Source organism: Alteromonas sp. W364 (genome assembly GCF_031846205.1).
Classification (GTDB): domain Bacteria; phylum Pseudomonadota; class Gammaproteobacteria; order Enterobacterales; family Alteromonadaceae; genus Glaciecola; species Glaciecola blandensis.
Map to the genome: position 1 here is coordinate 83295 of NZ_JAVRID010000004.1, position 19496 is coordinate 102790.

The window sequence follows — 19496 nt, forward strand, 5'->3', positions numbered from 1 at the left end:
AATTATGATGAAGTTTATCACTGTAGCACTCATGCTAAGTCTCTTGCTTTCGCCGTTTCAAGCGCAAGCACAACGAATTAAAGATCTCGCCAGCGTGCAGGGCGTGCGATCCAACCAATTAGTGGGTTATGGCTTAGTTGTCGGTTTGCCGGGTACTGGCGAAACCAGTCCATTTACCGAACAGAGTTTTCGCACCATGCTATCCAATTTTGGTATTTCATTGGATAGTAGCGTAAAACCAAAAATCAAAAATGTGGCTGCGGTAGCAGTCCATGCAACGCTTCCTGCGTTTTCTAAACCGGGTCAAAATATTGATGTTACGGTATCTTCGGTCGGCGAGGCATCTAGCCTGAATGGCGGAACTTTGTTGCAAACCTTTCTACGTGGTTTGGATGGTGAAATTTATGCGGTTGCACAAGGTAGCTTAGTTGTCAGTGGTTTTGGCGCAGAGGGCAACGATGGTTCTCGGATTGTATCGAATACGCCAACCGTAGGACGTATCGCCAACGGAGCTGTGGTGGAAAGAGCGGTTCCTTCTGGTTTGATGCAGAATGATTATCTTACTTTGAACTTGAATACGCCCGATTTCAGCACGGCACAAGCCCTTGCTGATGTGATTAACATGCGTTTAGGTGGCGATCCGAGCAAAGGTACTGCCATTGCAATGCCAATGGATGCTGCTTCTGTGAGGGTGTCAGCGCCGCGTGATCAAGCTCAACGAGTCAGCTTTTTGGCTACCATTGAAAATTTTGAATTCCAGCCAGCAGCGGCACCTGCGAGGGTGGTAATTAACAGTCGTACCGGCACTATTGTCATAGGTGAAGATGTAAAACTATTGCCTGCAGCCATCACGCATGGTGGCTTAACGGTCACGATTTCAGAAAATGCCCAAGTTGATCAACCAAACGCGCTAGCGAATGGTAATACCGTCATTACGCCGCAATCCATTGTTGATGTGCAATTGGATGACAGTCGTATGTTCTTGTTTGACCCTGGTGTGAGCCTTGATGAATTGGTTCGTGCCGTGAATGAAATCGGTGCTGCACCTGGCGATCTGATGGCAATCCTTGAAGCCCTGCGTCAAGCGGGCGCGCTCCAAGGTGAATTGGTAATTATCTAATGGACTTAAGCGCTGGCACTAAATCACAACTGGAAATGTCACGAAACTACCACGATATGGGTAGTGTGAATAAGTTGCGTGAAGCTGCTCAATCGGGCGACTCCGGTGCGCTTGAGGAGGCGGCAAAACAGTTTGAAGCGATATTTGTTCAAATGATGTTGAAGTCAATGCGAAAGGCACAAGATGCGCTAGCAGATAAAGACAGCCCATTTAGTTCCGAACAAGTAAAGTTTTATCGTGAAATGCATGACAAGCAATTAGCAACCGATCTGTCTGCGAACGGGAGTATCGGTCTGGCCGATATCATTATTCAACAAATGAGCCCCGGTGAGGGCGTGATGCCCGCAGGTGCTGTGCGGTCCGATGGCGATCTATCCATACTGAATAAGCACAATGTTGCCGCAGTACAGAATGCGCAAGACAGAGTGCTTGGCGTAAACAATGAAAACGTATCACCTGCTGCATTCAAACAATCAGCCTTTGCGTCTCCTGAAGAGTTCGTTAAAGCGCTTTACCCTCATGCGGTTGAAGCCGCAAAAGAGTTGAACTTAGATCCTAAAGCAATGATCGCGCAAGCTGCCTTAGAAACAGGTTGGGGTAAGAGTCTCATTCACAAAATGGGTGGTGAGAATAGCCACAACTTGTTTGGTATTAAAGCTGACCGTCGTTGGGAAGGTGAAAAAGCAAATGTAGACACCTTAGAGTTTGTTAACAACATGCCTGAAAAGCAACAGGCGTCATTCCGTAGTTATGGTTCTTTCGATGATTCAATGCGCGACTATGTCGACTTTATTAAGTCGAATCCTCGATACGAAAAAGCAGTACAACAAACCGAAACACCACAAGATTATTTTAAAGCATTGCAAGAGGCGGGTTATGCCACTGATCCTCAGTATGCTGAAAAAGTCATGTCGGTCTTTAACGGTAATATCTTGGGTGAATTACTACCATGATCAAAACGGCCGATTTATTCTCAATAGCCAAAACCGGTGTTAACGCGAGCAACCGCTTGCTTAACACGACCAGTAACAATATCGCCAATATCAATACCGAAGGCTATGTCCGCGAGCGCACTGAATTTAAGTCAGAACTCACCGGTGGCGTTGATAGAGGATTCACTGATCGTGTTTTAAATCAATTTGCGGCTAACCAATTGCGCAGGGATATTACTAGTGTAGGTGAATCACAAGCTTTCTTTGACCGCGCTGAAGGTCTCGACAACGTGTTGGCTAGCGAAGCCAATTCAATTTCAAGCGCGTTAACGCGTTTCTTTGCATCAGTGCAAACTGCGGCTGACGATGCGACTAATATTACCTCTCGTGATTCTGTATTGGGCGAAGCTCAAGGCTTAGTTAATCGCATCAATACGCTTGGCGACTTTATGACAGTGAAAGAGCGAGAGGTTGAGCAACAAATTGAGGACAGCGTCAATAACGCCAATGCGCTAATCAAACAAATTGGGCAACTCAACGAAGCAATTCAAGTTGTGGGTAATAGTAGCAACGTTGATACACCATCTACTTTGATGAACGAGCGTGACTTGGCTATCCGCAAGTTAGCGGAATACATGTCTATAGAGACACGCACAAGTCCAAATAGTGATTTGGGCATTGTGGTTAACCTCAGTTCAGGTGAGTCATTGGTGCTGGCAGATGGTACTTTTAATGTACTCGCCCTTGATGGTGAACCTGATTTTACTAGCGCTCAATTGCAACTCTCTACTGGGTTTGAAGCGCCAAAGCGCAATACGACTTTGAATGTTGAAGAGCAAAAAATGGGTGGCGCTTTAGGAGGTTTGTTTCGTTATAGAGAGCAGGTCTTAGAGCCTGCTCAACGTGATTTGGGCAAGCTATCAATTGCCTTAGCAGATACTTTTAACAGCACTAACCGCCAAGGTATGGACTTAGATGGTCAATTGGGTGGTGATATTTTTGCTTTGCCAGAGTTCCGAGGTATTAACTATCCTGATAACTCTGATTTAAGTTTAGGTATCCAAGGACGTTTCACACCTGGCGCAGGTGGTGATATCACCAAGACGGACTATCGTATTGAAGTATTGACTAGCCCTGCAGGATCACCTCCTACTTTTGATGTGCAAGTGAATGCTTTGAATACTGATGGCACTGAACAAACGGACTCAGATGGGAACCCAATCACACAAACGTTGACGGTTACCGCCGAGTCGGGTACCTACAATGCCATTATGGGCGGCATCGAAATTGAGTTCTCCAGCGGAGCAGGATATGGCGTAGGTGATCAATTCTTATTTCAACCATTACGAACCGCTGCGAATGACTTATCCCTGCAGACAACGAGAGGAGAAGACTTAGCATTCGCCAAGCCACTGAGAGTCGATACAAACCAAGCAAACTTGGGCGATGCTACAATTTTACAAGTCAATATCACAAATTCTTTGGTTGATAATTCCCTGACCAATACTTTAGCTTCTGGTTTCAATGGCACGGGAGGCATACAAAGTGCGGCAGATAATGGCGCAAGCGTTGGCGCTCCAGCTGTTGTGCGCTTTACATCAGAAAGCGATTTTGAAGTATTAGACAACGCTGTGCCACCGAATGTGATTGCAACCGTTACTGGCGCTAGTGACCTTAACAACCTATTACAACAAGCCAAAGACAGCGGCACATGGCCTGCTGATTTTGCCGGTTTAGAAGACTATCCGGGTTATGACTTTAGTCTTCAAGGCCGCCCAAAAGCGGGTGATAGTTTTGATATTGGTTTTAACACTGATGGCTTTGCTGACAACCGAAATGCCGTATCGCTTGCGGGTTTACAACAAGCCGACACTGTTCGTCAAAGCGTTGGAAGTAATGGAAATAAAGCCACATTCAATGAAGCTTACGCAAACATCGTTGGTAGTATTGGTGCCAAAACTGCCAACGGACAGATCGAATTAGAAGCAGCGAAAGTGTTGCAAACACAATCTTCAGATTGGTTTGAATCGACGTCGGGCGTGAGCCTTGATGAAGAGGCGGCAAATTTGATCCAGTTTCAACAATCATATGCAGCCGCCGCGAGAATCTTAAGCACCGCTCAAGATCTTTTTGACACCATTTTAGCAGCAGCTAGGTAGTAATTATGCGCGTAACAACAAACCTTATTTATAATCAAAACTTGCGAAATATTGATGCGAACCAAGGCAACCTTGTGGATATTCAACAACAACTTGCTAGCGGCAAAAAGTTGTTGCGTCCAAGTGATGATCCCGTGGGTGCTGCACAAGTCATTCGTTTAACCGAAGAGTTAGACAAAATTACGCAATATAATCGCAATAATGACCTCACAACGAATGCGCTGGAATTACAGGAAACTGCTTTACGAAGCATCAATGATGTCGTGAATCGAGCAAGAGTGCTTACTGTGCAGTCAGGGAACGGTATTTTGGCATCAGAAGACAGGAAGGCTATTGGCGCAGAGATTGAACAAATTCGCAATCAAGTCTTGGATTTAATGAATACCCGAAATGCCAGTGGTGAATATATTTTTGCTGGGTACCAGTCGTCTTCGCAAGCGTTTGAATTCAATCCAAGCGCAAGCGGCAACAAAGTATCATTCAAAGGTGATGATGGTGAGAATCAGATTCAAATCTCTGACAGTGTGAAGATCCAAAGCACCTCCTCAGGCAAGAGTATTTTTCAGGAAGTGTTTGCTCGTTTGAATTTCGATATTACTGCAACAAGTGGTGTGAACGTTGAAACAGCCAGAGTAGACGAACAAGGAACGTTTGATAAGTTTCATAAAGCGAACTTCGATCCCGTTAATCCTCTAAATAACCAGTATCGTATTGAAGTATCGGCCGCTGGCGATCAGGTTAATGTAACGAATATTGGCACGGGCGATATTATATCAACACAGAGTTTTGTATCCGGGGAGACGATACGTTTCGAAGGACTTGAAATTAATTTTGACGGCGGCGCTGGTGACTCTATGGAGATTAGCTTAAATCGTCCAGAGAAAAAGAACTTAGCAGAAACCTTGAACGATATGTTTATTGCACTGACTTCTGACGATATCTCTGAAACAGACTTTGTGAATGCCATTGATAATACGCTAGTAGGCTTGGATAATGGCCTTGAAAAAATGTCCCTAGAAAGCTCTTCTATAGGGGCCAGGTTAAACATTGCACAAGCGATCAAAGAATCCAATTTAGATAGCGAAATAGCCTTGGCGTCGGCACGTTCGAGCATAGAAGATGTTGACTACGCGAAAGCGTCAACTGAGTTTGCTAAACAAGAAACCGCCTTGGAGGCAGCGTTCCAGTCTTTCCCAAGAGTGAGCAACTTAAGTTTATTCAACTATATAAATTAACTTAGCAAAACTCATACAGCAAAGATCAGCAGGCCTTACTATACTGGTGTTGTTCAATGAAAGCGGTAAACGCATCTAAGACGAGGTTCGGTGCTTCCAATTGCGGATAGTGACCAACATCTAATGCGGTAGTTTGTGGATTTGGCATCAACTCTTGATATTGCTCAAGCATGTGCAGTCCAGAAATCGGATCCTGAACACCGTTAATAAAATGCAAAGGAACTCGCGTTTGCTGCATTGCTTGCACCCATCGTGTGCGATGCTGACTGCGTTCGTCGATATAGGACAATAAGTCGTGCAATACTTGCGTTCCTTTTTTATATTCTAGTAATTCCCACAACACTTCTATTTCATAATTTGATGGGGGTGTTTTATCCCCAAAAATTTTTAAAAAGCTTTTCATTAAACTATCTTTAGACATGAAGCGACAGATCAAAGGACCTAGCGAGCTTTTCAATAGTTTTTGCATGAAAAGAGGCCGATGGCTCTCCGCAAATAAACCACCATTGAGAAAGCACATGCTATGAATACTTGGGCGAAAGTTAGGATCTTCTTGTCTTTCAAACGCTCGCGTTAAGATCTCTTGGGCCACAGAATTACCATAATCGTGGGCTAAAATATGGCAGTCACTTACTTGATGGTGTGCCAGCACAGAGAATGCGATATTAGCTTGTTCTTGTAAGCTATATTGATGAGGAAGTGGCTTATCAGACAGACCAAAACCCAACATATCGAATGCGAGTAGGTGATAACGATCAGCAAGCTTTAGCCATAGGTGGTGCCAATCCCAAGATGCACTAGGAAAGCCATGAATGAACACAATTGTTTCTTTGTGTTGGTTTTCGTCTAAGGCTGTCGGTATAGATTGCCAACAAGCAATATTGTGATTATCTACTCGGATAAATTGCGCTTGTTCCCGATATTCTTCAATACTGCTAGTAGGCATTTTGTTCCCTTAATTATTTAGTTATCTTGCTGGTTACTATAGGCAAAATCTTATTCATCGTAGCCAGGGTTAACACGATTAAGCTTTCTTAGTATGCCAGGCCAAGCTAATGAGCCTCCGGCCGAACGGGTTACTTCTGCTGCTTGCTTTTGAATACCTGCCAAAATTGGGTCTGGAATTTTTATCATTTCTTGCCCAGTCGCCTGCGCCTGAAGTTGAATTTCACAAGACCGTTGTAATAAAAACATAAAGGTAAATGCATCGGCAATACTTTGCCCGCACGTTAACAAACCATGATTTCGTAAAATCATAAAATTGGTATTGCCTAAGTCTGCGACTAGGCGTGCTTTTTCCTCAGGATTTAGCGCAACGCCCTCATATTCGTGATAGGACAGGGACGATAAAGCAAAAAGAGATTGTTGACTGTAAGCTTGTAAGCCGTCTTTTAAAGTTGATACAGCAATGCCTTCCGTTGTATGCAAGTGCATGACGCACTGTGCATCTTCTCGATTCTCGTGCACCGCGCTATGAATAATAAAACCAGCGGGATTAATATCGAAATCACTTTCCATCACTTTATTACCATGGATATCGACTTTGACCAAACTTGACGCAGTGACTTCGTCGAACATCATTCCGTATGGATTGATCAAAAAGTGATGTTCAGGTCCTGGAACGCGAGCTGAAATATGTGTAAAGACTAAATCATCCCAGCCATAGTGGGCAACAATTCGATAAGCAGCAGCGAGATCAACACGCGTCTGCCATTCAGCTTCGCTTACTTTGTCTTTTACTGAGGGGATTCCAGCTGATAAATCAAGTGGTGGCATAGTCACTCCGTTGGGCATAATGTTAATAATAGGTTAACGCTAGATTAGCGTAGTTATACACGCTACACTGTCGCCAATTTGACAATTCGGTGTTTTTCTTATGGTTATTAAGAAACACGTAAATGAGACAAGGTCTGCCCATGAATTATGAGCAATACAAACCTTTACTGATGAAGAACCCATGGTTTGCGATGTTGCCAGCCTCCACCATCAAGCAACTTCTTGATCTGTGTAAATTAAAACACATTGCAAGAGGGGAACAACTGCTAGCTAAAGATGCAGAGGCTGATGGCATGTATTGTGTGCTTGAGGGCAAAATTAAAATCAGCAACGTGAATCGTGAAGGTAAAGAGATGGTGCTCACCTGGCTTACTGCCGGAACATGGTTTGGTGAAATCTCTATGTTTGATGGCTTGCCTCGAACACATGACTCATTTGCTGAGTCGGATTCTCAGTTACTCATGATCCCAAGCCAATCTTTTCATCGTTTGTTGCTTGCACATCCTGAGCTTTACCCTCACTTTATGAAACAGTTATGTGAGCGCATTCGAACGGTATTTGCGATCTTAGACGAAACCAGTGGCTTGTCTTTAAGAAGTCAATTAATGAAGCGTTTAGTGATGCTTTCTAATGGGTGGAACGCAGCTAGTCAGCAGGATGAAATACAGGTTTCGCAAGAGTCCTTAGCTCGTTTACTGAATACATCGAGACAAACAATCAATAAATTATTACAAGCCTTGCAGCGCGAAAAACTGATTGAAGTGAAGTACGGTAAGATAAAGCTATTGAATTTAGAAGCATTGCGTTTGCAAAGTGATTTATAAAAGCAGGTATTTTGTGTTCATTTAAAATCGAAATTCGCCAATCAAGAGAGCATGTCGTTCGATTTGACCTTGGCGGATATTTAGTTGAGCTCTATTGGCTGCGCGGTTTTTGTTGAAATGAAACTCAAGGCCAGCGGTGAATGAATCAGAGAGCTGCTGTTTGGCGGTGAAGGTAAATGCGTAACCATGGCTATTATTGTTGTCTTCGGGGATATCATCTCGTTCGTCTACATCGAAAATATCTAAACGACCAGTGACCTTCGTATTCTGCCCAATTTTTTTCGTAACTTGAGCAAAGCCTGCTAAATAATTAACATGCACAAAGTTGTCGCCCATCAAAGTACTACCGCCGAGCAATTGGGCTTTTATGCTCATTGATTTATTGAGCTGATGTTGTAGAGCTAGGGAGTGAAATTTGGTTCTCCACGCGTATAGGCGCAAGCTGTTGACGACATTAGGGTCGGCAAAGTTATCGTAATAGTAGTATTTGAACTGTGTTTGGCGAAGGTAGCTAATGTGAACACCAAGGTATGCACCCACTCTGGAATCTAATTCGCTGAATGCTTCAACCCATGCTGGATGATTGATTACCTCTGCACTTATAACGGACGGATAGGGTGCAAACTCAAGCCTTTCATCAAATAAACTTTGGCGGTCATGAGTGGCAAAACCTCGCCAAGCAATCACACTACCCAGCGGATCATTTCCCTTATAAGCGCCGAGTTTGGCATCCCAACTCCATGGACTTGATTGTCTTCGACCACTTTTAAATAGCGATGCTTCAATGCCAAAAATCCGTAACTCCTCTCCGAACCAAGAGTTGATAGCAGATTGTGTGTAAGTATCAGGTGATAGCCAAGCAATATCGGTGTTTTCAACTGACAACTCAGGATAAAACATACCCAGTCGAATTCGGTATTTCAGGTCTGAGCGGCGAATTGGCTGATATTTTACAAATGCCTGTGATGGGCCTAGTTTTTGATCACCGTCGGAGTAGGAATTTAATATCACGGTGCTTGTAAAACCTGCGCTGAAGTCAGACTCAATTTGTACGACACCTTGGTTCCATTTTAGTCCACTAGTATCGTAACGAGTGATACCAGTGCCACTATTGAGAAAACTGCTTTGAGAATTACTGTAGACAATGCCAGTTTGTATCAATCCTGAAACTTGGTGATGAACCTCTGCGGTCACGATGGAAGGGCTTGATGCCAAAAAAAACAGCAAAAAAGCGCTGATGACTCTTTTGGGGAGATTGATAGACACTCAGTTAGTAACCATCAATACTAAGATCCTCATAACCCTCGGCATCCTCACGTATTGGTTTGGATAGCTCAAAACGCATTTTATCGCCTGTGAATTTCTGTTCAATACGTATCTCATTTTCCTGCATGCGAGGGTGCCAAATAGTGACACTTTTCACGTGTTTGTTTTCGAGTGTGTTTTGAAGTTGCGCGATACCGTTTTCATTTGTTTTGCTGAAGAACGGAGTATCAGCAACATAAATATAGCCCAGCATCCAGTCGTGAATATTGCAGCCAAGGTCAACCACTCCGGCGTTTTCAAAAACAATCGGTGGTGCCTGTTTACCTGCATATAGGCCCTGCTCAAATGACTTGGCTTCGGAAAACGAATACACATGATGCTTTATATTATCTGAATTGGGAAAGCTAACAGAAGTGCCCTTTTCGACAGTTAATATATGAGGGCTAAACTGTTCCTCAATTTGATCCATGATTGCCGTTGGGGTGCTTAAATTGCTAGGACGTTTTTGTTTTGCGGATTCATTCAGGTGCCACTCTACCACGACATTTCTGACGGGCTTTCCTTGATGATCAATGACGGTCACTTCTAAAGCATTGCTGTCGAAGCATAAGGAACTGAGTAACAGTAAAATAAGATAAGTCGTTTTTTTGTTGAACATGTATTTCGCGCGTCCTGTAAAATCAGAGGTCAAGGTTCAAATATCGGAAGACCTTAATACACCGAGTTAGATAGACCTAGGAAAAAGTACAAATCTATTCAACAAATCGATGATTTTGAGAATTATAATTCATTTGTATCATTTAGATATCGACTTCACACAAATATACCTGAGTTCTGCACTGATCTGCACTGGAGTAATAAGTGATAAACAACTTATTTTCTGCCGAAGTGATTCCGGGATATCCGTTGTCTCCTGCACTTGGCAAAGGTAATGTAAAGTCGAGTTGCTGGGTGTTTATATTCAATATGAATAAACCCGTTTTTAAACTACCCTCAACATACGCATCTCTTTCAACGTCGCTCCCAAAATACTGCAACAAACTCTTGTGAGCTTCGGTCAACGGCGTTAATACAGAATGCTCATAGCGAGCAGCAACTAAAACTCGATTTTGATCTAATAGGTACAAGCAGGGGCTAGCAAGATAAACGGATAGTGCTTGCCATTCCCACTTCGCTATCGTGCCTTCTTCGTTAATGTCACTCATGCCAAGTTGAGTCGTAAAGCTATCAGCATCTCTGCGCGTAATCGCAAGCACCTTATTGTTGGGTAAAAAAATTAAATCGCTCTCATTGGGATAAGCCAATCCATGCTCTTCCAATGAGAGCACTGGAGGTGTGAGGTGTTTGAAAACTTCCAAACCTTCACCTTGATAGAGAAACAGGCTGTTTTCGCTGCGTTTGTAGGCAAGGCTGTAAGCTATATTTTTATACCACCTTGTTCGCCAACACCAATGGTAGGGCTCAGCAAAACGCCCTTTATATTTCCAATTTTGACCAACTACCATGTCTTGTGCCTGGTCTATCGAGTGATAATTACCTGCGTCAACGAGGCACTCCCAAAAGACATTTTCACTGATATGGTGAACAGACTCTTGTTGCTGTATTTCGTTCTTTTCGGTATTCGCACAAACAGTGCTGTGTAAATACCTCTTCGCATAAGCACTCACGTAACGAAGCTTTCCATTAACCACGTGAATTCGAGGGTCTCGTAAGTCTGTATTAGCGAGCGAAAACACATACTCATCAAGGAGTTTGCCCGACAGTGTTCGCTTTTGTAAAACGATCATACCCTCTTTGCTGTGATGATCACTTCCACGCCTAAAACAAAGCAAAAGCGTGTTGTTTACGCACTGCAAATCAGTAAACGCATCATGAGTATCGGCGTTAAAAATTTTTTTTAGGGAAATTAAATTAAATTTCTTCATTTTACTCATTGTTTTATATCAGTTTTTCTATGCTTTTGATGAATAGGGCGGCAATTTTTTGCCGCTAATAGCAAAAAAAAGCAATATTTAGTTAAAGGGAATTTGTCGCTTGTCGATAAACATTTACGAGAGAGCCAGTACATTAACTTATCACTAGTATAGTTATTGTTCTACAAGTTGTTATTAAACCACCGGAGTCACGTCCGGCGACCAGCATGCCGCTGGACTGAGAGTGTAGGAGAGACTTATGTCCTTGTTCGTAAATACAAACCAATCGGCGTTGAACGCTCAACGTCAATTAATGAATTCATCTAGCAGTTTGAATACTTCATTCGAACGCTTATCTTCGGGCTTCCGTATTAACCGTGCATCTGATGATGCTGCAGGTTTGCAAATATCGGACCGCATGACAACCCAAATCAATGGCTTAAACCAAGCTGTACGTAACGCTAATGATGCTATTTCATTAACGCAAACTGCAGAAGGTGCGCTGTCTGAGACTACAAACTCATTACAAAGAATTCGTCAACTAGCAGTTCAATCACAGAATGGTATTAACTCTTCTGCTGACCGTCTTGCCCTTCAAAAAGAAGTATCAGCACTTAAAACTGAAATTTCTAGAATCGCGACTGATACTCAGTTTAACAAAGTTGATTTGTTAACTAATAACTTCTCAGCAGCATTCTTAGTAGGCGCAAACAGCGGACAAACTATCTCTGTAAACCTTTCAGGTCCTAATCTACAGGGTATTGATGGTTTCTCAGCGACTGGTTTGAACATTGGCGACCTTTCTGTTGCAACTTTCGCGGGTGCTTCTGCAGCCCTTGTTGCAATTGATAATGCAATCTCAGCTGTGGGTGGCGTAAGAGCTGACCTCGGTGCATTAACTAACCGTTTCCAATCAACAATTCGTAACCTGACTAACATCTCTGAAAACGTATCTGGAGCGAGAGCGCAGATCCGTGATACAGATTTCGCGTCAGAGACAGCAGAGTTGACTCGTAACCAGATTATTCAGCAGGCAAGCACAACCATACTATCACAGGCTAATCAGCGTCCTCAGGCCGCTCTTCAGCTTCTTGGTTAAGCCTAACTGACCCTACTGTTTGGGGAATGAAGCCAGGAGGTAGTATCTAGCGTCACCATCCAAACAGCAGAGAGTCCGCTCACTCTCGACACACCAGAGCGAATGGCCAGGCATTGCCTGGCCGCTTATTTAGCTAATAAATACAATGGCTTAATAAGATTTGGTTTTTCCCTTCAAAAATAATTTCAATTTATTTAGTTTAATCACTAAAGGTTTTTGCGTATCTGCACGATAAGTATTTCAAGCACGGAGATAAAAACAATAAATACTCTGTACAGCGATGTTGAGACAAATGCCAAAGAGCGTTCGCCAACACAATAGACACATAATAAAAGCAATAGTCGACGCTGAAAAATACGATGAATGACGAGTAGCACCCAAAGAGGTTCGCCGATGTTCATTAAAAATCGTTAGGAGAAAAATCGTGAGTTTATTCGTCAATACGAATGTGTCTTCGTTAGAAGCACAGCGCCAGATTTTTACTGCGTCAACGCGACTAGATACCGCATTTGAACGCTTATCTTCTGGTTTTCGGATCAACAGTTCAAAAGATGATGCTGCAGGTTTGCAAATTAGTGACCGCATCTCAACTCAAGTGAACGGATTGACCCAAGCTGTACGCAATGCTAACGACGGTATTTCACTTGCTCAAACCGCTGAAGGTGCAATGCAAGAGATTACCAACGCATTACAACGTATTCGAGTACTAGCGATCCAATCTCAAAATGGGATTAATTCCTCCAACGATAGAGTGTCATTACAAAAAGAAGTGTCTGCACTGAAATCGGAAATCGATAGAATTTCATCGACGACTCAATTTGCTGGCGTAGACATTTTAAACGGCAACTTTTCGTCCATATTTTTAATCGGCGCGAATTCAGGGCAATACATTGCCATCAATTTGTCTCGACCTGGTGGATTCGGCACACAAGGGCTGTTTGGCAGCAATGAAGTGTCGGTCAGTGATGCGGCGCAAGCCTCTGCAACACTTGGTTTTATGGATAGTGCAATTTCGATTATAGATGCAAAGCGTGCCGATTTAGGAGCATTGCAAAATCGCTTTCAATCTAGCGTACGCAATTTGGCAAATGTGGTTGAGAACGCCTCGCAAGCTAGGTCTCGTGTTCGAGACACAGATTTTGCGGAAGAAACGGCTGAATTGACGCGGTGGCAGATAACGCAACAAGCCAGTGTTACCGTGTTAGGGCAGGCAAATCAGCGGCCGCAGCAAGCCCTGCAGTTATTGCAGTAGCGAAAAGCGGATAGCGCTAGGCTGTCAACAAAATGAAAATAATTTTTAGGAAGTTATATCACACTCGTGAGGGATGAGTGTGGGTGAAAAACACTGATATGCCGCCCCAGGATGAATTGGGGAACTGCTGACTGACAGGAACGATGCCAGGAGGTAGTGAGAGGTATAGAGGTCTGGACCACCATACCTGTCTGTCAGCAAGAGCTTTCGCTCTGTTACAGCAATTGCTTCATCCGGCGAGTGACTGCTAGATGACAATAAGTCAGTCCATGACTTGACTAGATTAAAGCACTAAGTGTGCCAAAAATTAATTTTGCGCAAAAAATAATAATAAAAAGCGCTGTTGTTTTATTTTAATAATTATCGAAAATCGTTAGGAGATTATCATGAGTTTATTCGTCAATACTAATGTGTCAGCTATTAATGCCCAAAGGCAGTTAATCAACACTTCATCAAGTTTAAATACATCTTTTGAGCGTTTGTCTTCGGGCTTCCGAATCAATAGCGCGAAAGATGACGCGGCAGGCCTACAAATTTCAGACCGCATGACCTCGCAAATACAAGGTTTAGACCAAGCCGTCCGTAATGCCAATGATGGTATTTCTCTTGCTCAAACAGTAGAGGGCGCATTGCAAGAAACGACTAATGCCTTGCAGCGAATTCGCGTTCTAGCGATTCAATCACAGAACGGTATCAACGATCCGTCTGACCGATTAGCGCTTCAAAAAGAAGTATCAGCACTTAAGTTTGAAATGAGCCGAGTGGCAACGACGACACAGTTCGCCGGTGTTAACGTACTTTCTGGTAGCTTTTCTTCTGCATTTTTAGTTGGAGCGAACGCTGGCCAAACTATAAACGTGAATATTTCAAGAGTGAATGGTTTTGGTACTTTAGGTTTATTCGGTAGTGCTTCATTAAGTGTTGCTACCCCTGGACAAGCATCGGCAGCATTAGCACAAATCGATAGAGCAATTGAAATTGTCGATGACAAGCGTGCGGACTTGGGAGCAATACAGAACCGTTTTCAGTCTACAATCAGAAACTTAGCTAATATTTCAGAAAATGTTTCGTCAGCAAGATCTCGTATCAGAGACACTGACTTTGCAAAGGAAACAGCCGAGCTAACTCGCTCGCAGATTATACAGCAGGCTAGTACAACTATTTTGGGGCAAGCAAATCAGCGTCCTCAAGCTGCATTGAGCTTACTGCAGGGTTAATAAAAAGGTAATTCCAATGTTAGAGTTATTATGTTGTTTATTATTGGTAAAGCTTGTTGTTAAGGCTGGTTTGTACTTAAGTCTGTTGAGCTAAGCGTTAAAAGCTGGAAGTAATAATACTTGGTGTGATTGTAGCGGCAACTATTCACCATGGCGGCAAAGTTTAGATGTTAGATCCGTCATAATGAAGCCAGGCACCGAATAAACAATGACGCATGATAGACAGTGGAATAGATAGAAAAAGTATCAAGTAATCACTCATAGAAAAGGTTTTAGTGATTAGCTTGTATAATAAATTGGAAAGCGTTGAGAGGCTCTCTATTGCCAAGGATGGCAGCCGTAAGGCGAGTCAATACGATAATCTTAAGCGCATCAACAGAGGTAAAATGTCGACCGACAGGACTGAGAGTATAGAAGTTTTGGTTGAGAGGCCAGTAACTTGTTCTACAATCCTGCAAGCCGACGAAACTGCTTTGCTCCAACTCCTAACGTGAGCAAGTTGGTCGGGCCGCCCTATGGCTCGACCTTTTTTCCTTTCTAACCAATCATCCTGATGATTAGCTAGTAATTACCTCGGCACGAGATATTGACACACACTTTAAAACAACAAATAACATGTTTTTTAAAGCATACCGTGTGCCAACTTTTGTAGAGTTACCTTTCTTTTAAATGTTTTTTTCAATAAAGCGGATAGCGTTCTCTAAATAAATACGGCGACTGTTTCCGGAGGACATCCAATGATCTTCACCTTCGATTTCAATATATTGAGTATCCTTATGGCCTAACTCAATTAAACGCTTATGCATTTTATCGGATTGAAAAGAGGGTACTACGGTGTCTTCAGAGCCATGAAGTAACAAGATAGGAGAGGTTTTTTCAGTTGCCATGAACAGTGGTGAGTGTTTCTTTAATTCTTCTAATGCACTGCGTTCACCGATACTGTTGGTCCAATAACTAATTGTGTTTTTTTGTTGCTCCTCATGGTAGAAAATATTACTAAGCTCACTTATACCACCAAATGACACCGCACATTGATACATATCTGGTTTAGCTGTTGCTGCATACATAGCCGCATATCCACCATAACTGGCACCTACAATACAAACATGTTTAGGGTCAACAATGCCTGCAGCAATCAAGCTATTGACGCCCTCGTCTATATCGCTTTGCATGCGTTTACCCCATTCTCCATATCCAGCTTCTTTAAATGCTCGCCCAAAACCCTCAGATCCTCGAAAGTTAGGCTGAAAAACGGCGTAGCCCATTGCAGCGAAAAATTGTCTTTCCCAACTAAATATCTTGGAGTCTCTTGATGCAGGCCCACCATGGACCAGTACGATGAGTTTGTGTTTTTTCGCTTCGTTTGCTTTTGGCAAGGTTAAGTAAGCAAATAAAGGGAGATCATCACTTGCTTTATAGGTATGTCGTCTTACTTTTTGTAATTGAGCATCCTGCGGCAAAGGGAAACCACTTCCAAGAAAGGCTAAACTGCCTTCTTGGGTGTCATATAAGAAGTATTCCTCCGGATTTTGGTCGCCTGTAATTGAGGCTACAAATTTTGTGTTTTCCCGGTTTGATGAGTTGATATTGACTTCGGCATCAGGAAATGTGGCCACTAGGTCGGCATAGGCTTGCGCGTGCGTAACATCGAAAAAGGATGCTTCATTGTAATCTCTTTCGACGTCATAGCCTATCAATTCGGTGGTGTTGTAATCGACTAGGATATAATCGAGGTCATAGATTTGGTTTTCAGAGATAATTTTGGATTCAACCACTTTATTGCCTTCTATACGCCCCTCCAACAGTACTCCAATATCATCATCTTTGAGGCCATAATAATAGATGGCTTTTCTGTTAGGGCTTAGCTTTATGACAGAATAATCAAACAAACTAAGCTCTTCGCCCTCTTTAATGTATAAAGCTTCATAGTCATTAGTATTTGGCACAAGATACATGTTCATGCTTGTATCTGACCTTTTATCGTACTTTTTGTACATGACGATATCGCCTTGATCATCAACGGTAAAATCCATAATATCGGATTTACTAAACACTCTATCCCGTGAGCCATCTTCAATATTTATTTTAAAGACTGCATTCATGAGTTTCCGTTCTTTGCGTGCAGTTCTTTTTTGTTCTGAAGAGGTGGCATCAGCACCAAGCCGATAGTAGTAAGACATGATGATATGAGATGTGTCCTTCGACATCTTACTTTCGAGTTTTGGTCCGCTTACGTTGTATTTGAACTTAGCGGAATCAAACGGCCACACGACACTGCCGTCGTCTATATCCATGATGCCTGTGCGATAGAGTGTAAAGGTTTCAAAATCACCGCCAGAATATAGCGTGCCAGAAGAGGTAAACAATAATTTCTTATCACCCACCCAATTAATGTCGCGCATTCTGTTGTCACTTATTTTAAGCGTGCGCGGTTGTTGTTTAGGATTCACTAAGCTTTGCACAACCACTATGTATTCGTGATTAACCTCACGCAGATAGGCAATGTGTTTGCCGTCTGGAGACAGTTGTATATCTTTTACAAAAGGCAGTCTTCCGAAAGTATCCAAATGTGGATTGGCATGCGATAAATTCGCCAGTGAAAATAACGTGATAATGAGTAAAACAGACGTGATTAATGTTTTCATCTTTATTCTTACATCCTTGTAGAAATTAGCCTTAGAGCTTATCAATATTCCCGTCTTTTGTGAACATTAGCGGGTGGCTATCTAACTAATAAGCGGCGTTTTTAAAGTTACTTTTAAAATAAGCAAAGGCACGATAGCTGAGGATAGTGGTTACAAATACAGGCAATTTTGATAACAAAAACTGTGTATCCCATTCGCCCGTAATAACACTGAATAATGCAACAAGCATAAAGATAGCGCTGAATATTGCAAACAAACCAAATACGACCGCCCAGACCACTGATAAGTGAAACCATTGTTTCTTGTTAAGCGAGTTGCGACTCACCTTCAAGTACGAAAAAAGGCTGATACAAGCCATGATAAACACAATGATAAGGGTGATGTATTCCATTATTAGTCGCCAGATTCTGATTTAAAGTTGTTGAAAAACAATTGTTTAGTTTTTTTGTATTTTTTTTTGATTTTTTTACTAAAGTTCTTCAAGTCTGCGCCGATACAGTTAGTCGAGGGGTAATTTAAAGTTTTTTTGGTTTCGTGTCGAGCCAGAACAACAAGAGGTAGCTATCAAGGCCTAGTGAACCAAGATAGCATGAATATAGGTTCGAAACAGAGTTTCATACACTCGCTCTGTTTTGATTGGAGGTATTATGTCAATTTTTGTAAACACCAATGTATCTGCGCTAAACGCTCAACGTCAGTTATTTGACTCTGGGCAAGCTTTAAATAAATCATTCGAAAGATTGTCGTCAGGTTTTCGTATCAACAGTGCTGCTGATGATGCTGCAGGCCTGCAAATTTCTGATCGGATTACAAGCCAACTTGAAGGCTTGAATCAAGCGGTGAGAAATTCAAACGATGCGATTTCTTTAGCACAAACAGCTGAAGGCGCATTAGCCGAGACGACCAACTCTTTACAACGAATCCGACAATTAGCAGTGCAAGCACAGAACGGAATCAATTCTTCGTCTGACCGTCTCGCACTACAAAAAGAAGTATCTGCTTTAAAAACAGAGATTTCTCGTATTGCAACAGACACCAAATTCAACAATGTGAGTCTCTTGAACGCTAGCTATTCTGCTGCGTTTTTAGTGGGTGCGAATAGCGGTCAAACCATCAGTATTAACTTGTCAGCAGGCAACATTACTGGTGCTAGTGGCTTCAGCGCTACTGGCCTAGGTATTGGTTCCTTGACTGTGGATACCTTTGCAAATGCGTCAGCAGCCTTGACCAGCATTGATACTGCTATTTCAGCTGTAGGTGGTGTGCGTGCTGACTTAGGTGCTTTGCAAAATCGTTTTGAGTCTACTATTCGAAACTTAAGCAACATTTCGGAAAATTTAGCCGGTGCAAGAAGCCAAATCAGAGATACTGACTTTGCGACTGAAACCGCTGAATTGACGCGCAATCAGATTATCCAACAGGCATCAATTTCAGTATTGAGCCAAGCAAACCAGAGACCGCAATCTGCACTTGCTTTATTGGGCTAATAAAACAGATTTTTAGTTGCGTTGAACGGGCGGTTCACTTGTGTTTTGAGTGCAACCGCTCCTCACTTAATAGTTGGAGGTATTGAAAATGGACACAATAATCCCGCAAGCTGGCAACAATGTTGCAAGTCAGTATACGAAACCGACAGAATTGCCGGTATTCGAGCGTGTCTCTCAGGTTAATGATTCTGAAGAGGCAAAATCTGACGCACAGAACGCTAATATTGCGACTAAGCAAAGTAGTGGAGTATTGAGCACAGAAGCTCAGCAAATTGCTAAAGGTATTTCCAGTGAGGCCGATACTAAACAACGAGAGGAAAGCGTTGTTGAGGTTGAACAAGCGCTGGGTGATATTAGTGAGTTTCTGCAAAATAGAAACACGCAATTAGCATTCTCTATAGATGAAGCAACCGATAAATCAGTAGTGACGGTTAAGGATGCGGTATCTGGAGATGTGATACGGCAAATTCCTTCCGAGGAAGTGCTAAAATTTGCAGAGCGGATTAACGAATTACAGTCTGAATTTGGCAGTAGTGCAGGTATTCTACTGAGAGGGCAGGCTTAAACATGA

The 19496-nt window shown here is 42.6% G+C and carries 17 protein-coding genes; 10 read left to right on the forward strand and 7 right to left on the reverse strand.

The annotated features are described in order from the left end of the window. The first annotated feature begins 4 nt into the window (after nt 1-4). The 4 genes from RM556_RS07605 to flgL are packed head-to-tail and all read left to right on the forward strand — an operon-like array spanning nt 5 to nt 5446. Nucleotides 5-1120, forward strand: a complete 1116-nt coding sequence (locus RM556_RS07605; RefSeq protein WP_409220066.1) for a flagellar basal body P-ring protein FlgI — start codon at nt 5-7, stop codon at nt 1118-1120. Continuing rightward, entirely contained in the window at nt 1120-2073 is a 954-nt protein-coding gene (flgJ, locus tag RM556_RS07610; protein ID WP_311374312.1) for a flagellar assembly peptidoglycan hydrolase FlgJ, read from the forward strand. Before RM556_RS07605 ends, flgJ begins: the two co-directional genes overlap by 1 nt. Then, nucleotides 2070-4211: a flagellar hook-associated protein FlgK gene (flgK, locus tag RM556_RS07615; RefSeq protein ID WP_311374313.1), complete on the forward strand. Its 2142-nt coding sequence runs from the start codon at nt 2070-2072 to the stop codon at nt 4209-4211. Before flgJ ends, flgK begins: the two co-directional genes overlap by 4 nt. Before the next feature lie 5 nt (nt 4212-4216). Beyond that, on the forward strand, nt 4217-5446 hold the full coding sequence (gene flgL / locus RM556_RS07620) for a flagellar hook-associated protein FlgL (RefSeq protein ID WP_311361569.1): 1230 nt from the start codon (nt 4217-4219) through the stop codon (nt 5444-5446). Between the two features lie 25 nt (nt 5447-5471). On the opposite strand, the gene RM556_RS07625 is transcribed toward flgL, so the two are convergent. Both RM556_RS07625 and RM556_RS07630 read right to left on the reverse strand, forming a co-directional pair. Then, entirely contained in the window at nt 5472-6392 is a 921-nt protein-coding gene (locus tag RM556_RS07625) for an alpha/beta hydrolase (RefSeq protein ID WP_311374314.1), read from the reverse strand. 50 nt (nt 6393-6442) lie between these two features. Continuing rightward, nucleotides 6443-7222 (reverse strand): class II aldolase/adducin family protein, encoded by a 780-nt coding sequence (locus RM556_RS07630; RefSeq protein WP_311361571.1) that lies wholly within the window; start codon nt 7220-7222, stop codon nt 6443-6445. 140 nt (nt 7223-7362) lie between these two features. Here RM556_RS07630 and RM556_RS07635 point away from each other — a divergent pair, with 140 nt between their 5' ends. Then, nucleotides 7363-8046 (forward strand): Crp/Fnr family transcriptional regulator, encoded by a 684-nt coding sequence (locus RM556_RS07635; protein ID WP_311374315.1) that lies wholly within the window; start codon nt 7363-7365, stop codon nt 8044-8046. 21 nt (nt 8047-8067) lie between these two features. Here the strand turns inward: RM556_RS07635 and RM556_RS07640 are convergent, their stop codons facing one another. From RM556_RS07640 to RM556_RS07650, 3 genes are all read right to left on the reverse strand, one after another. Further along, entirely contained in the window at nt 8068-9312 is a 1245-nt protein-coding gene (locus RM556_RS07640; RefSeq protein WP_311374316.1) for a hypothetical protein, read from the reverse strand. 4 nt (nt 9313-9316) lie between these two features. Beyond that, entirely contained in the window at nt 9317-9970 is a 654-nt protein-coding gene (locus RM556_RS07645) for a methylamine utilization protein (protein WP_311374317.1), read from the reverse strand. A gap of 142 nt (nt 9971-10112) precedes the next feature. Then, nucleotides 10113-11237, reverse strand: a complete 1125-nt coding sequence (locus RM556_RS07650; protein ID WP_311374318.1) for a hypothetical protein — start codon at nt 11235-11237, stop codon at nt 10113-10115. 247 nt (nt 11238-11484) lie between these two features. Here RM556_RS07650 and RM556_RS07655 point away from each other — a divergent pair, with 247 nt between their 5' ends. From RM556_RS07655 to RM556_RS07665, 3 genes are all read left to right on the forward strand, one after another. After that, nucleotides 11485-12324, forward strand: a complete 840-nt coding sequence (locus RM556_RS07655) for a flagellin (protein ID WP_311361576.1) — start codon at nt 11485-11487, stop codon at nt 12322-12324. Between the two features lie 424 nt (nt 12325-12748). Beyond that, complete coding sequence (locus tag RM556_RS07660) at nt 12749-13576, forward strand: flagellin (protein ID WP_311374319.1); 828 nt, start codon at nt 12749-12751, stop codon at nt 13574-13576. Nucleotides 13577-13962: 386 nt separating this feature from the next. Continuing rightward, the gene (locus tag RM556_RS07665) at nt 13963-14793 is read left to right on the forward strand and encodes a flagellin (protein ID WP_311361578.1); all 831 of its coding nucleotides are present in this window, start codon (nt 13963-13965) and stop codon (nt 14791-14793) included. Nucleotides 14794-15458: 665 nt separating this feature from the next. Here the strand turns inward: RM556_RS07665 and RM556_RS07670 are convergent. Next, entirely contained in the window at nt 15459-17438 is a 1980-nt protein-coding gene (locus RM556_RS07670; RefSeq protein ID WP_311374320.1) for a S9 family peptidase, read from the reverse strand. An 85-nt stretch (nt 17439-17523) separates the two neighbouring features. Beyond that, the gene (locus RM556_RS07675) at nt 17524-17829 is read right to left on the reverse strand and encodes a hypothetical protein (protein WP_311361580.1); all 306 of its coding nucleotides are present in this window, start codon (nt 17827-17829) and stop codon (nt 17524-17526) included. 256 nt (nt 17830-18085) lie between these two features. Between RM556_RS07675 and RM556_RS07680 the strand changes: the two genes are divergently transcribed. Together RM556_RS07680 and RM556_RS07685 are read left to right on the forward strand one after the other, a co-directional pair. Further along, nucleotides 18086-18925: a flagellin gene (locus RM556_RS07680; protein ID WP_311374321.1), complete on the forward strand. Its 840-nt coding sequence runs from the start codon at nt 18086-18088 to the stop codon at nt 18923-18925. 88 nt (nt 18926-19013) lie between these two features. Continuing rightward, nucleotides 19014-19490 (forward strand): flagellar protein FlaG, encoded by a 477-nt coding sequence (locus RM556_RS07685; protein WP_311374322.1) that lies wholly within the window; start codon nt 19014-19016, stop codon nt 19488-19490. Nucleotides 19491-19496 lie beyond the last annotated feature (6 nt).

What these genes read in the sequence shown, in the direction of transcription:
- RM556_RS07605 (WP_409220066.1), top strand. Translation starts at nt 5, where the DNA reads ATGATGAAGTTTATCACTGTAGCACTCATGCTAAGTCTCTTGCTTTCG.
- flgJ (WP_311374312.1), top strand. Translation starts at nt 1,120, where the DNA reads ATGGACTTAAGCGCTGGCACTAAATCACAACTGGAAATGTCACGAAAC.
- RM556_RS07625 (WP_311374314.1), bottom strand. Translation starts at nt 6,392, where the DNA reads ATGCCTACTAGCAGTATTGAAGAATATCGGGAACAAGCGCAATTTATC.
- RM556_RS07670 (WP_311374320.1), bottom strand. Translation starts at nt 17,438, where the DNA reads ATGAAAACATTAATCACGTCTGTTTTACTCATTATCACGTTATTTTCA.
- RM556_RS07675 (WP_311361580.1), bottom strand. Translation starts at nt 17,829, where the DNA reads ATGGAATACATCACCCTTATCATTGTGTTTATCATGGCTTGTATCAGC.
- RM556_RS07635 (WP_311374315.1), top strand. Translation starts at nt 7,363, where the DNA reads ATGAATTATGAGCAATACAAACCTTTACTGATGAAGAACCCATGGTTT.
- RM556_RS07630 (WP_311361571.1), bottom strand. Translation starts at nt 7,222, where the DNA reads ATGCCACCACTTGATTTATCAGCTGGAATCCCCTCAGTAAAAGACAAA.
- RM556_RS07665 (WP_311361578.1), top strand. Translation starts at nt 13,963, where the DNA reads ATGAGTTTATTCGTCAATACTAATGTGTCAGCTATTAATGCCCAAAGG.
- RM556_RS07650 (WP_311374318.1), bottom strand. Translation starts at nt 11,237, where the DNA reads ATGAAGAAATTTAATTTAATTTCCCTAAAAAAAATTTTTAACGCCGAT.
- RM556_RS07680 (WP_311374321.1), top strand. Translation starts at nt 18,086, where the DNA reads ATGTCAATTTTTGTAAACACCAATGTATCTGCGCTAAACGCTCAACGT.
- RM556_RS07645 (WP_311374317.1), bottom strand. Translation starts at nt 9,970, where the DNA reads ATGTTCAACAAAAAAACGACTTATCTTATTTTACTGTTACTCAGTTCC.
- flgK (WP_311374313.1), top strand. Translation starts at nt 2,070, where the DNA reads ATGATCAAAACGGCCGATTTATTCTCAATAGCCAAAACCGGTGTTAAC.
- RM556_RS07655 (WP_311361576.1), top strand. Translation starts at nt 11,485, where the DNA reads ATGTCCTTGTTCGTAAATACAAACCAATCGGCGTTGAACGCTCAACGT.
- flgL (WP_311361569.1), top strand. Translation starts at nt 4,217, where the DNA reads ATGCGCGTAACAACAAACCTTATTTATAATCAAAACTTGCGAAATATT.
- RM556_RS07685 (WP_311374322.1), top strand. Translation starts at nt 19,014, where the DNA reads ATGGACACAATAATCCCGCAAGCTGGCAACAATGTTGCAAGTCAGTAT.